Source organism: Klebsiella sp. X1-16S-Nf21, from assembly GCF_002837615.1.
Lineage (GTDB): Bacteria > Pseudomonadota > Gammaproteobacteria > Enterobacterales > Enterobacteriaceae > Klebsiella > Klebsiella variicola.
Genome location: NZ_PJDK01000072.1, coordinates 14,933 through 28,096 on the forward strand (window position 1 = coordinate 14,933; position 13,164 = coordinate 28,096).

Consider the following 13,164-nt stretch of genomic DNA (forward strand, 5'->3'; position numbering starts at 1 on the left):
GAATGATACGGCCTGCATCAGGGTTGGTTTAAGACCAGCGCAATATCAGCCGCCAGGCGGGAAATCTCAGCGTCACTCAGACGGCCCAGCGACAGGCGCAGCCCGTGCGCAGGCGTTCGGACACCAAATATTTCCCCCTCCCGGACCAGCCAGCCGGCGCGGGCCAGGCGTAAGGCGTAGGGCTGGCTCGCTGCTGGCAGCGGCAGCCAGAAATTGAGTCCATCGCCAGGCGTAGCATGGCTGTGGCCGTGCCGGGCCAGCGCCGCCGCCAGTTTCTCATTCTGCTGGCGATAATGACGACGGGTCTCCGTCATCGAGGCGATAAACGCCTCATCGGTCAGACAGGCCAGCGTCAGGTCCTGCAGCAGATGGCTGACCCACTGGCTGCCGGCGTTAAGCCGCAGGCGCAGCGCCGCTGAGGTATCGGCATCGCTGGCGATAAAGGCCAGCCGCAGGTCTGGCCCGAGGGTTTTTGACATTGAGCGCACCAGCGCCCAGCGTTGCGTACTTGCAGGAAGAGGGGAGTGCCATGGCGTGGCCGACAGCAGGGCAAAATGGTCATCAACAATCGCCAGTACCTGCGGATAGCGGGCCAGCACCTCCCGCAGGGCATGCGCCCGGGTTTCCGTCAGGCTACAGCCGGTAGGATTATGCGCGCGCGGGGTTAAGATCACCGCCCGTGCGCCGTTGCGTAACGCCTCCTCCAGGCCGTCAGGATCCATCCCCTCAGCATCCACCGCCACCGGGCAGGGGGTAAAGCCGGCGTAACGCACCATATTGATGCTGCTGAGAAAACAGGGATCTTCGACCACCACGCCGTCGCCGGGCAGCAGCAGAGCGCTCAGCAGACGCTCCAGGGCGTCAATCGCTCCGCTGGCGAGATTCACCGCAAAGGGAACCGCTATCTCTTTGGCAAACCACGCCTCGGCCCATTGACCAAGCCGCGGCTCGATGGGAGCATCGCCATACAGGCGTGGTGTGCGGGCAAGCTGGCCCAGATAACGGGTTAATTCAGGCAGTCTGGCGGGGTCCGGATTGCCGCTGGAGATATCGTTCAGCGGCGTCGTTGGGTCACCGCCCTCCAGCGCCGGCAGCGGATCCCGTGCTTTAATGGCCGTGCCGTTTCGTCCCTGGCTGACGGCCAGCCCGGAGGTGACCAGCCGTTTATAGGCGGCGGCGACGGTATTGCGATTCACCTCCAGCTGGCTGGCGAGCTCGCGTACCGGTGGCAGAACCTCTCCGGGCCGCAACCCACCGCTCTGCACCAGATGGCGGATATGATCGAAGATATCGCTGGCGGTTTTTCCGGTAAACATTATTGACCTATGACAAAATGATATTTAGCATAGGACGAATCATAATCAGTGCGTGACCCGCTGTCCAGCGGGGGGAGAAAAGATGGGCCAGCAAGATGACATACAATCAGTGCTCTTTCACGACACAAGCCGGGCGTCGGAAGTCGATATCGTCGCTGTGCAGTCCCAGGTAGTCTATGGCAGCGTTGGCAACAGCATCGCGGTTCCGGCCATTAAACAGCACGGTTTGCGCGTGCTGGCGGTGCCGACGGTACTGTTCAGCAATACGCCCCATTATGAGACGTTCTATGGCGGCATTATTCCGGAGGAGTGGTTTGTCGGGTATCTGCAGGCGCTGGAGGAACGCGACGCGTTGCGCGAACTGCGTGCAGTGACCACCGGCTATATGGGCAACGCCGTGCAAATTGAACGTCTGGCACAGTGGCTGACGCGGGTGCGGGCCCGCCATCCCGGGCTGTGCATTCTGGTGGATCCGGTCATCGGCGATGTCGACAGCGGCATCTACGTTAAGGCTGAGATCCCGGACGCCTATCGTCAGCATCTTCTGCCACTGGCGCAAGGGATCACCCCCAATCTGTTTGAGCTGGAAACGCTGAGCGGCCAGCGCTGTCGCAATCAGCAGGAGGCGGTCGCCGCGGCGCGAAGCCTGCTGTCAGATACCCTCAAATGGGTGGTGATCACCAGCGCGCCGGGAGAGGCGCGTTCGACGATAAATGTGCTGGTGGTGACGGCCGATGCGGTGGAGGTGGTGGCCCACCCGCGGGTGGAAACGGACCTGAAGGGAACGGGCGATCTGTTCTGTGCAGAGCTGGTGAGCGGTCTGCTCACCGGCCTGGCGCTGGGGGCGGCGACGCAGGCTGCCGCCCGGCGCGTGCTGGAGGTCATGAACTGGACTGCCGCGCAGGGGTGTGACGAACTGATCCTGCCGCCACGGGAGAAAAACTGATGAAAAGCTATCGGTTAGTGATCCGCCAACAGGGGCGTATTGTCGGTCATTTTGATACCACAGGGGAGGCGGCGCTGGAGGATGCCTGCGTAGCGCGGTCGCTGTTCGGCCTGGCCGGAGGGTACCAGTGCGATCTGCTGGTCTCTGACAGTGAGCGTCGTATTCTGGAGAGCACGCCGGAGGGATTGCGCATCTTGTCCCGGGAGAAGTGCTATCAGCCGGTGACCAGCGCGATATAAAAAAATGGCGCCTTTCGGCGCCATTTTTATGCAGCAAGCATTACTTCTTGATGCGGATAACCGGGGTTTCACCCACAGTCACGCTACCGGACAGTTTGATCAGCTCTTTGATCTCGTCCATGTTGGAGATAACCACCGGCGTCAGGGTAGACTTGGCTTTCTCTTCCAGCAGCGGCAGATCGAATTCGATAACCGGGTCACCGACTTTCACGCGCTGGCCTTCTTCAGCGATACGCTTGAAGCCTTCGCCTTTCAGTTCAACGGTATCAATACCGAAGTGAACGAACAGCTCGATGCCGCTATCAGATTCAATAGAGAACGCATGGTTGGTTTCGAAAATTTTACCAATGGTACCGTCTACCGGCGCGACCATTTTGTTGCCGGTCGGTTTGATGGCAATCCCATCGCCCACAATTTTTTCCGCAAAAACCACATCCGGCACGTCTTCGATGTTGACGATCTCACCGGAGAGGGGAGCAATAATCTCAATAGTTCCGGTGTCTTTCTTGTCATCAGAAACCAGAGATTTCAATTTATCAAACAAACCCATGATCTTCTCCTAAGCAGTAATTTGGGCCGCGCATCTCTTGGATTAGCAGATTGTTTTTTCTTCAATGAACTTGTTAACCAGCGTCATTAACTCGTCCGTTGTCGGTTGAGCAAGAGCCTGCTCTGCTAATACTTTCGCATCTTCGAAGTTCGTATTACGAATAATCTTCTTGATGCGCGGGATGGAAATGGCGCTCATAGAGAATTCGTCCAGCCCCATACCCAGCAACAGAAGTGTAGCACGTTCATCGCCCGCAAGCTCACCGCACATGCCAGTCCATTTACCTTCAGCGTGAGAAGCATCAATAACTTGCTTAATCAGATTCAGTACAGACGGTGACATCGGCTGGTAAAGATGTGAAATCATATCATTACCACGGTCAACTGCCAGAGTATATTGCGTTAAATCATTGGTGCCGATACTAAAGAAATCAACTTCTTTGGCCAGATGACGAGCAATGGTCGCCGCAGCCGGTGTTTCCACCATCACGCCGATCTCAATGGATTCGTCAAATGCTTTACCTTCGTCACGCAGTTCCTGTTTGTAGATTTCGATCTCTTTCTTCAGCGCACGCACTTCTTCAACAGAGATGATCATCGGGAACATAATGCGCAGTTTACCGAAAGCGGAGGCACGCAGGATGGCGCGCACCTGATCGCGCAGGATCTCTTTACGATCCATCGCGATACGCACGGCACGCCAGCCGAGGAACGGGTTCTCTTCTTTCGGGAAGTTCATGTACGGCAGCTCTTTGTCGCCGCCAATGTCCATGGTACGCACGATAACGGCCTGAGAGCCACAGGCTTCAGCCACCGCTTTATAGGCCGCAAACTGCTCTTCTTCAGTTGGCAGCGCGTCACGGTCCATGAACAGGAATTCGGTACGATACAGGCCTACGCCTTCGGCGCCGTTGCGCTCAGCACCTTCGACATCGCGAACGGTACCAATGTTGGCGCAGACTTCAACCTGATGGCCGTCGAGGGTAATCGCCGGCAGATCTTTCAGTTTCGCCAGTTCGGCTTTTTCTTCCGCAACCTGAGCCTGCAGATTACGCAGCGCTTCAATTTGCTCGTTAGACGGGTTGACCAGAACCTGGTTGTTCACCGCGTCGAGAATCAGATAATCGCCGTTTTTCACCTGCGCCGTGATGCTGCCGGTGCCCACGATGGCCGGCAGTTCCAGGGAACGCGCCATGATGGAGGTGTGAGAGGTACGGCCGCCCGCGTCGGTGATGAAGCCCAGCACTTTTTTCAGGTTCAGCTGTGCGGTTTCAGACGGGGTCAGATCGGCGGCGACGAGGATGACTTCATCCTGAATCGCGCTCAGATCGATAATCGACAGACCAAGGATGTTGCGCAGCAGGCGCTTACCGATGTCGCGTACGTCAGCCGCACGTTCTTTCAGGTATTCATCGTCCAGCTCTTCCAGGGCAGTGGCCTGACCTTCGATAACTTCATTGGCTGCCGCGTCGGCAGTCATGTGCTTATCTTTAATCAGGGCTATGATTTCCTGCTCAAGCTCCTCATCTTCCAGCAGCATGATATGCCCTTCGAAGATGGCTTCTTTTTCTTCACCGAAAGTTTCACCAGCTTTGGTTTTGATGACCTCCAGCTGGGCGGAGGCCTTGGCGCGGCCGCTCAGGAAACGTTCGACTTCCTGATCAACCTTATCGGCAGAAATTTTCTTCCGGTCGATGACAATTTCATCTTCCTTCAGCAGCAGTGCTTTGCCGAAGGCGATACCCGGGGATGCTAAAATGCCTGAAATCATAACCCTACCTTACTTGTGACTGATATGAAAAAGAACCCGTGAACTTACTCGAGTTCAGCCATCAGTTTAACCAGATGCTCAACAGCTTTCTGCTCATCTTCGCCTTCAGCGGAGAGGGTCACTACGGTTCCCTGGGTCAGGCCCAGAGTCTGCAGTTTGAACAGGCTTTTGGCGCTGGCGCTTTTGCCGTTGGAGGTTACAGTGATCTCAGAAGTGAAGCCTTTAGCTTCTTTAACAAACTGAGCAGCAGGGCGGGTGTGCAGACCGTTCGGAGCGGTAATGGTAACTTCTTGCTGGAACATTATATTTCCCCAACTTATAGGTTTAGTGTTGTGGACCTAAAGTCTAGTCTAACGACTCGACTTTAGCCTGTATTGTTAGCGCCGGCGTTACGTTTCCGGCCTTGGCGTCGGCAGCGCCTGGCGCTGCGAAGACCTGCGGGCCATTGACGTCTAGCACGTCATTAAACATTATGCCGCGAAAGGAAGACTTGAACCAAATCATAAAATCGATTCAGCTGGCGGAAATCCTCTTCTGAATAATTTCGCGCATCAAAATAAATGTGCTGGTTAAATACCAGACCCTACGAGGTGAATCAATGCCAGGAGGGGTAAAACTTTGACGTATGCCACAAAAAAGCACCTGAAAAGGTGCTTTTTTACACATTATTTACAAGCTGGCACTACTGTTGCAGTTCTTTCTCAGTGAAGAGATCGGCGAACAGCGCGGTGCTTAAATAACGCTCACCTGAGGAAGGCAGGATAACCACAATATTCTTATTGGTAAAGGCCTCATCTTGCTGCAGCTTCAACGCGGCGGCAACGGCGGCCCCGGAAGAGATACCCGCCAGGATGCCTTCTTCTTCCATCAGACGGCGCGCCGTGGAGATAGCTTCCTCGTTGGTAATGCCGATCACTTTGTCCACCAGCTTCAGATCCAGGTTGCCAGGAATGAAGCCGGCGCCGATGCCCTGAATTTTGTGCGGGCCCGGCTTGAGCTCTTCACCCGCCAGCGCCTGGGAGATGACCGGCGAATCGGTCGGTTCGACCGCGACGGTGATCAGATCTTTTTTGCCCTTGGTGTTTTTAATGTAGCGGCTGACGCCGGTCAGCGTACCGCCGGTGCCTACGCCAGAGATAAAGACGTCCACCTGACCATCGGTGTCTTCCCAGATTTCCGGGCCGGTGGTCTTTTCGTGGATTTCCGGGTTAGCCGGGTTGCTGAACTGCTGCAGCAGCAGGAATTTTTCCGGGTTGCTGGCGACGATCTCTTCCGCTTTCTGAATAGCGCCTTTCATGCCTTTTGCGCCTTCGGTCAGTACCAGGTTGGCGCCCAGCGCTTTCAGCAGTTTGCGGCGCTCAATGCTCATGGTTTCCGGCATGGTTAGCGTTAGCTTGTAGCCGCGGGCCGCCGCCACGTAGGCGAGGGCGATACCGGTGTTGCCGCTGGTCGGTTCGACCAGTTCCACGCCAGGTTTCAGAACGCCGCGCTTTTCAGCATCCCAGATCATATTGGCGCCGATACGGCATTTTACGCTAAAGCTCGGGTTACGAGATTCTACCTTTGCCAGGATACGGCCGTTACCAATGCGGTTCAGTCGTACCAGCGGCGTGTGACCGATAGTCAGGGAGTTGTCTTCAAAAATCTTACTCATGGCCCGTCCTTAACTGTATGAAATTTGGGGGTACGGCATCAGCATACCCGCTTAAAGAATATGCGGAAGTAAGGATTTAGCATATCTATATGCGGAAGGGAAATAATGATAAGCAAGAAGGAATAAGCGAGATATAAGGAGCGGCCTCAGCCGCTCCCGGGGTGAACATGTTGGGGCTATTTCCAGACCGCGTGTTTATCGCGATAACAATCGACCCACATTGCGGTGGCGCCGCAGATGGCCACCGGCAGGATCACCAGGTTTAACACCGGGATCATGGTAAACAGACTGGTGAGCGCCCCAAACTGCATATTCATCACTTTGCGGCTGCGCAGCGCTTCGCGCATGGTCCTGAAGGGGACCTTGTGATTATCAAAGGGGTAATCGCAGTATTGAATTGCCAGCATCCATGCGCTGAACAGGAACCAGAGTACCGGGGCCACCGTCTGGCCAACGCCGGGTATAAAGTAGAGCAGCAACAGCACGATGGCACGGGGCAGGTACCAGGCCAGCTTCTGCCACTCACGTTTCATGATGCGCGGAATATCCTTCATGATGCCAAAGACGCCGACATCCGGCGGGGTGGCGCCAGTCAGACGCGCTTCAAGTTGTTCCGCCAGCAGGCCGCTGAACGGCGCAGCTATCCAGTTGGCGATAGTCGAAAAGAAGTAACCAAACACCAGCAGAATCGAGAGCACCACCACCGGCCACAGCAGGTAATTCAGCCACTGCAGCCAGTCCGGCACATGGCTCATCAGCGAGGGGATCCAGCTGTCGAGACGGGTAAATAGCCACCAGAAGGCTCCGCCCATCAGCAGCACGTTAACCAGCAAAGGCAAAAAGACATAACGCCGTATGCCAGGCAGCCCGATGAGTTTCCAGCCCTGCGAAAAATAATAAACGCCGCTACGCGGGGTCGGTGCGGATGATGAAACCATAGCCAGGCAATGCTCCTTTTTTAACATCCAGTGTGAATGCTCGCTTATTTTATCGGGTCGCCAGACAATAACCAGTTAGGAAATGTTCGAAAAAACAGCAAAAAGCACGATTTAGTTCATCTTTATGTGGTGAAAGCGACCGACGCACTTGCACTTGAGGTAATCGGCAAATACTCTTAGTGAGTAAATGTTTGCCGTGGTGGCAAGGTGTTAGAACAACAGAGAATATAATGATGCAGGATTTGCGTCTGATATTAATCATTGTTGGCGCGATCGCCATAATCGCTTTACTGGTACATGGTTTTTGGACCAGCCGTAAAGAACGTTCTTCGATGTTTCGCGATCGCCCACTGAAACGTATGAAGTCGCGCGACGATGAGTCGGAAAACGAAGACTTTGATGATAATGTTGAAGGCGTAGGTGAAGTCCGCGTTCATCCGGTCACTCACGCCCCGCACGGCGCGCATGGGGAGCATGAAGCCCCTCGTCAGGCGCCGCAGCACCAGTACCAGCCGCCTTACGAGCGCCAGATGCAGCAGCCTGTGCGTCCTGATGAACCGGTTCGCCAGCCGCAGCAATCGCCGCGCCAGGCCCCGGTTCAACCGCAGGGACAGCAGCATGCGGCTGCGCAGCCTGGCTGGCAACAGCCGCAGCCCGCGCAGCCGTCCGTGCAACCCCAACATCAGCCGCAGCCCGTTGTGCAGCAGCCCGTCGCACCGCAGCCGGTGACGCCGACCGTTGCCCAGCCGCAGCCAGCCGCCCCGCAGCAGCCTGTTGCCGCGCCGCAGCCCGCCGTGGTCGAGCCGCAGCCGGTAGAGCCGCAGCAGCCGAAAGAGCGTAAAGAGACGGTCATTGTGATGAACGTCGCCGCCCATCACGGCGCACAGCTTAACGGCGAGGTGCTGATCAACAGCATCCAGCAGGCCGGCTTCAAGTTTGGTGAAATGAATATTTTCCACCGCCATCTGAGCCCGGATGGCAGCGGTCCGGTGCTGTTCAGCCTGGCCAACATGGTGAAGCCGGGGACCTTCAATCCGGACAGCATGGCGGATATGATGACCCCTGGGGTGACTATTTTTATGCAGGTCCCTTCCTACGGTGATGAACTGCAGAACTTCAAGCTGATGCTGCAGTCTGCGCAGTATATCGCCGATGAAGTGGGCGGCGTGGTGCTTGACGATCAGCGTCGCATGATGACGCCGCAAAAACTGCGTGAATACCAGGATCGTATTCGCGAAGTGAAAGACGCGAACGCCTGACGTCCCGCGTTATCTCAACTCCTTCTCAACCCCCGCCTGTCGGGGGTTTTTTATCATTGATGGTGTGATATGGAACCGATCGAACAACAACTGACTGAACTGCGAACCACGCTTCGCCATCATGAATATCTGTACCACGTTATGGACGCGCCGGAAGTGCCCGATGCGGAATATGACCGCCTGATGCGCGAGCTGCGCGAGCTGGAGAGTCAACATCCGGAGCTGATTACCCCGGACTCGCCGACTCAGCGGGTGGGGGCGGCGCCACTAACTGCCTTCAGCCAGATCCGCCATGAAGTGCCGATGCTGTCGCTGGACAACGTGTTTGATGAAGAGAGCTTTCTCGCCTTCAACAAGCGGGTACAGGATCGCCTGAAAAGCACTGACGATCTCACCTACTGCTGCGAGCTTAAGCTCGACGGCCTCGCGGTGAGTATTCTCTACGAAAACGGCGTACTGATGCAGGCCGCGACCCGCGGCGACGGTACCACCGGCGAGGATATTACCTCCAATGTGCGAACCATTCGCACTATCCCCCTCAAGCTGCATGGCGAGAATATCCCGGCACGTCTTGAGGTGCGTGGTGAGGTTTTCCTTCCGCAGGCCGGGTTTGAAAAAATCAATGAAGAAGCGCGCCGCACCGGCGGAAAAGTGTTTGCTAACCCGCGTAATGCGGCGGCGGGTTCGCTGCGCCAGCTCGATCCGCGCATCACGGCGAAGCGACCGCTTACTTTCTTCTGCTACGGCGTTGGCGTGCTGGAGGGCGGTGAGCTGCCGGCCAGCCACTCGGCCCGTTTGCAGCAGTTCAAAGCATGGGGACTGCCGGTGAGCGATCGCGTCACCCTGTGTCATACTCCCGAGGAAGTGCTCACTTACTATCGTAAAGTCGAGGAAGATCGTCCTCATCTGGGCTTTGACATTGATGGCGTGGTGATCAAAGTCGATTCGCTGGCGCTGCAGGAGCAGTTGGGTTTTGTGGCCCGCGCGCCGCGCTGGGCCGTGGCCTTTAAGTTCCCGGCACAGGAGCAGATGACTTTCGTCCGGGATGTGGAGTTCCAGGTAGGGCGCACCGGGGCGATCACGCCAGTGGCGCGCCTGGAGCCGGTCCATGTCGCCGGCGTGCTGGTGAGCAATGCCACCCTGCATAACGCCGATGAAATCGAACGCTTAGGTCTGAAAATCGGCGACAAGGTAGTGATTCGTCGGGCAGGCGATGTGATCCCGCAGGTGGTCAATGTGGTGCTTTCCGAGCGTCCGGCGGATGCCCGGGATGTTGTCTTCCCGACCCACTGCCCGGTATGTCAGTCCGACGTTGAGCGAGTGGAGGGCGAGGCGGTAGCCCGCTGTACGGGCGGCCTTATCTGCGGCGCGCAGCGTAAAGAGTCGCTTAAGCACTTCGTCTCCCGTCGCGCGCTCGACGTTGACGGCATGGGTGACAAGATCATCGACCAACTGGTGGAGAAAGAGTATGTCCATACGCCGGCGGATCTGTTCCGCCTGAGCGCCGGGAAACTCACCGGGCTGGATCGGATGGGGCCGAAGTCCGCGCAAAATGTGGTCAATGCTTTGGAAAAAGCCAAAGAGACGACCTTCGCACGCTTCCTCTACGCTCTGGGTATTCGCGAGGTAGGCGAAGCGACAGCGGCGGCCCTGGCGGCGCATTTCGGCACTCTTGAAGCCCTGGAGCAGGCTTCCATTGAGGAGCTGCAAAAGGTCCCTGATGTTGGCATCGTGGTTGCCACCCATACCTTCAACTTCTTTGCCGAAGAGAGTAACCGCGATGTCATCGCGCAGCTGCTGGCCGAAGGCGTTCACTGGCCGGCGCCAGTCGTGGTGAAGGCGGAAGAGATTGATAGCCCGTTTGCGGGTAAAACCGTGGTCCTGACCGGCAGCCTGAGTCAGCTAACGCGGGATGACGCCAAAGCGCGTCTCGTCGCGCTGGGGGCGAAGGTGGCAGGCAGTGTGTCGAAGAAAACTGACCTGGTGATTGCCGGCGAAGCGGCGGGTTCTAAGCTGGCGAAAGCGCAGGAGCTGGGCATTGAGGTGATTGACGAAGCCGAAATGATGCGTCTGCTGGGAGAATAACGTGGATAAAGCGCAGCTGGTCGAAATAGCCAATACTGAGATGCCGTTCGGTAAATACAAGGGACGTCGTTTAATCGATGTCCCGGAAGAGTATTTACTGTGGTTTGCGCGTAAGGATCAGTTTCCTGCCGGCCATCTCGGCGAGCTGATGGCGTTGACCCTGCTGATTAAAACCGAGGGGCTGAGCGATCTGGTTCAGCCCCTGAAGAAAGCGCGTTAAGCTTTGGCGGCGTTGGCCTTTTCCTCAGCGAGACGCGCATCGGTTTGCTGCTTGTAGCGCCGCGCCAGCACCGCGCAGACCATCAGCTGGATTTGGTGGAAGATCATCAGCGGCAGCACCATGATACCGAGGATCGAGGTTGGGAAGAGAATATTGGCCATCGGGATGCCGTTGGCCAGACTCTTTTTCGAACCGCAAAAGACGATGGTAATCTCATCGGCTTTGTTAAAGCCGCAGCGGCGGGCGACGAACACGTTAACGGCGATGACAATGGCCAGCAGCACCAGGCTGACCACCACGATAAACAGCAGCGATCCCAGACCAACTTTATGCCAGATGCCATTCACCACTGCCTCGCTAAAGGCGGAGTAAACCACCAGCAGAATCGAGGTCTGGTCGGTCTTACCAATCCACTTCTTATGCTTCGCCACCCAGTTGCCGATCCACGGCCGTGATAAGTGACCGAGTACGAAAGGCAGCAGCAGCTGCAGCATGATTTTACCGACCTGCTCGAGGCTGCCGCCTGCGCCATGAAGGTTCATCAGGACGCCCACCAGCAGCGGTGAAACAAAGATCCCCAGCAGGCTGGAGGCCGAGGCTGAGCACACCGCCGCCGCGACGTTGCCTCCGGCCAGCGAAGTAAAGGCGATAGCGGATTGCACGGTGGCCGGCAGAATGCACAGATAGATAAAGCCGCTGTAGAGCATCGGATCGACATTCACCGGCGCCCACCAGGCAAACAGAACCCCGAGTACCGGGAAGAGAATAAAGGTGCTGCACATCACCCACAGATGCAAACGCCAGTGGCTGCCGCCGGCGATAATCGCTTCCCGGGAGAGTTTAGCGCCGTGCATAAAAAACAGCAGGGCAATGGCGGCGGTGGTCAGATGTTCAAAGAAGGGAACGAAAGCGCCACGGGCGGGGAAGAATGAGGCCAGCAGGACAACGGTGACCAGGGTTGCCGTAAACGGATCGAGAATGCGGAAAAGTTTCATAAACGCTCCTGAAAAGAGATGCGCTATTGTGCTTTTTTTCATTTGAGAAATAAAATTGATTTATTGCATCTATTCATGAATAAAAAAGATGAATTACTCTCTGCGTCAGTTAAAAGTATTCGTCACCGTCGCCCGGGCCAGAAGCTTCAGCCGGGCAGGGGAGATGATTGGCTTAAGTCAGTCGGCCGTCAGCCATAGCGTCAAAGAGCTGGAGCATCAGACCGGCGTTCGGCTACTCGACCGTACCACTCGCGAAGTTGTGCTCACCGAAGCGGGTCAGCAGCTGGCGGGGCGGCTGGAGCGTTTGCTCGATGAGTTGACGATTACCCTGCGCGACGCCGGGCGCGTCGGCCAGCAGATGAGCGGTACCGTCAAGGTCGCCGCCAGTCAGACGATTTCCGCCCACCTGATTCCGCAGTGTATTGCTCACAGCAACCGTCGTTATCCAGATATCGATTTTGTGTTGCACGATCGGCCCCAGCAGTGGGTGCTGGAGAGTATTCGCCATGGGGAAGTGGATTTCGGCATTGTGATCGACCCCGGCCCGGCGGCAGATCTGCAGTGTGAAGTGGTCCTGGCGGAACCTTTTTTGCTGCTCTGCCGGGAGGATCATCCTTTTGCCGGCCTGACGGAGGTGCCGTGGCAAGCGCTGCAGGATGAGAGACTGATCCTGCAGGACTATGCCTCCGGCAGCCGTCCGCTGATTGATGCGGCCCTTAGCCGGCTGGCTATCCGGGCGAACATTGTGCAGGAGATTGGTCACCCGGCAACGCTGTTTCCGATGGTAGAATCGGGAATTGGCATCAGCGTTCTGCCGGCGCTGGCGCTGCCGTTACCGCAGGGGAGCCATCTGACGGTGAAGCGGCTGACCCCGGTGATGGAGCGGCAGTTGATGCTGGCATGCCGGAAAAATCGCTCGCTGTCGACCGCCGCTCAGGCGTTATGGGAAATTGTGCGTGAAGAAGGGGCAAATTTAACCGCTGCGAGGGTGGAAGATCCGCTGTATCAGCGCTGACAGGGGGAGTGCTGCGGGGGAACTCGCGGCAAGACCGCAAACTGCGCATAGCAAAAAGGCGCCTTTAGGGCGCCTTTTTACATTGGTGGGTCGTGCAGGATGACTCGGCTTCGCCTCGCCCTTCGGGCCGTCGCCGCAAGCGGCTCCGTTGTCTCACTGCGTTCGACCCGAACCTGC

Annotated in this window: 13 protein-coding genes and 1 other RNA gene; 6 read left to right on the forward strand and 8 right to left on the reverse strand. The window is 56.9% G+C overall.

The annotated features are described in order from the left end of the window. Positions 1–17: 17 nt before the first annotated feature. Positions 18–1,316 carry a transcriptional regulator PtsJ gene (gene ptsJ, locus CW267_RS24235; RefSeq protein ID WP_016161615.1) on the reverse strand — a complete coding sequence of 433 codons (1,299 nt, stop codon included), beginning with the start codon at positions 1,314–1,316 and terminating at the stop codon, positions 18–20. Between the two features lie 82 nt (positions 1,317–1,398). Between ptsJ and pdxK the strand changes: the two genes are divergently transcribed. After that, on the forward strand, positions 1,399–2,262 hold the full coding sequence (gene pdxK / locus CW267_RS24240; protein WP_012540940.1) for a pyridoxine/pyridoxal/pyridoxamine kinase: 864 nt from the start codon (positions 1,399–1,401) through the stop codon (positions 2,260–2,262). Then, the gene (locus tag CW267_RS24245) at positions 2,262–2,501 is read left to right on the forward strand and encodes a hypothetical protein (RefSeq protein ID WP_012540941.1); all 240 of its coding nucleotides are present in this window, start codon (positions 2,262–2,264) and stop codon (positions 2,499–2,501) included. The genes pdxK and CW267_RS24245 overlap by 1 nt, the downstream gene beginning before the upstream one ends. Positions 2,502–2,541: 40 nt before the next feature. Here CW267_RS24245 and crr read toward each other — a convergent pair whose 3' ends face one another. From crr to cysZ, 5 genes are all read right to left on the reverse strand, one after another. After that, complete coding sequence (gene crr, locus CW267_RS24250) at positions 2,542–3,051, reverse strand: PTS glucose transporter subunit IIA (protein ID WP_008803873.1); 510 nt, start codon at positions 3,049–3,051, stop codon at positions 2,542–2,544. A 42-nt stretch (positions 3,052–3,093) separates the two neighbouring features. Then, on the reverse strand, positions 3,094–4,821 hold the full coding sequence (gene ptsI, locus CW267_RS24255; RefSeq protein WP_008803874.1) for a phosphoenolpyruvate-protein phosphotransferase PtsI: 1,728 nt from the start codon (positions 4,819–4,821) through the stop codon (positions 3,094–3,096). Positions 4,822–4,865: 44 nt separating this feature from the next. Continuing rightward, positions 4,866–5,123, reverse strand: coding sequence for a phosphocarrier protein Hpr (gene ptsH / locus CW267_RS24260; protein ID WP_002913505.1), 258 nt, complete (start codon positions 5,121–5,123; stop codon positions 4,866–4,868). A 380-nt stretch (positions 5,124–5,503) separates the two neighbouring features. Further along, positions 5,504–6,475, reverse strand: a complete 972-nt coding sequence (gene cysK, locus CW267_RS24265) for a cysteine synthase A (protein WP_012967478.1) — start codon at positions 6,473–6,475, stop codon at positions 5,504–5,506. A 176-nt stretch (positions 6,476–6,651) separates the two neighbouring features. After that, positions 6,652–7,413 carry a sulfate transporter CysZ gene (cysZ, locus tag CW267_RS24270; RefSeq protein ID WP_008803876.1) on the reverse strand — a complete coding sequence of 254 codons (762 nt, stop codon included), beginning with the start codon at positions 7,411–7,413 and terminating at the stop codon, positions 6,652–6,654. A 230-nt stretch (positions 7,414–7,643) separates the two neighbouring features. Here cysZ and zipA point away from each other — a divergent pair, with 230 nt between their 5' ends. From zipA to CW267_RS24285, 3 genes are all read left to right on the forward strand, one after another. Beyond that, positions 7,644–8,672, forward strand: a complete 1,029-nt coding sequence (gene zipA, locus CW267_RS24275; RefSeq protein ID WP_165787468.1) for a cell division protein ZipA — start codon at positions 7,644–7,646, stop codon at positions 8,670–8,672. 69 nt (positions 8,673–8,741) lie between these two features. After that, on the forward strand, positions 8,742–10,757 hold the full coding sequence (gene ligA / locus CW267_RS24280; protein ID WP_100781387.1) for an NAD-dependent DNA ligase LigA: 2,016 nt from the start codon (positions 8,742–8,744) through the stop codon (positions 10,755–10,757). Between the two features lies 1 nt (position 10,758). Then, on the forward strand, positions 10,759–10,977 hold the full coding sequence (locus tag CW267_RS24285; RefSeq protein WP_002913440.1) for a DUF3820 family protein: 219 nt from the start codon (positions 10,759–10,761) through the stop codon (positions 10,975–10,977). Here the strand turns inward: CW267_RS24285 and CW267_RS24290 are convergent. Then, positions 10,974–11,972 carry a bile acid:sodium symporter family protein gene (locus CW267_RS24290; protein WP_008803879.1) on the reverse strand — a complete coding sequence of 333 codons (999 nt, stop codon included), beginning with the start codon at positions 11,970–11,972 and terminating at the stop codon, positions 10,974–10,976. The genes CW267_RS24285 and CW267_RS24290 overlap by 4 nt on opposite strands. 88 nt (positions 11,973–12,060) lie before the next feature. Here CW267_RS24290 and CW267_RS24295 point away from each other — a divergent pair, with 88 nt between their 5' ends. Further along, entirely contained in the window at positions 12,061–12,987 is a 927-nt protein-coding gene (locus CW267_RS24295) for a LysR family transcriptional regulator (RefSeq protein WP_008803880.1), read from the forward strand. A gap of 83 nt (positions 12,988–13,070) precedes the next feature. On the opposite strand, the gene CW267_RS24300 is transcribed toward CW267_RS24295, so the two are convergent. Continuing rightward, positions 13,071–13,164, reverse strand: a non-coding RNA gene (locus CW267_RS24300) — RtT sRNA; the annotation flags it as partial.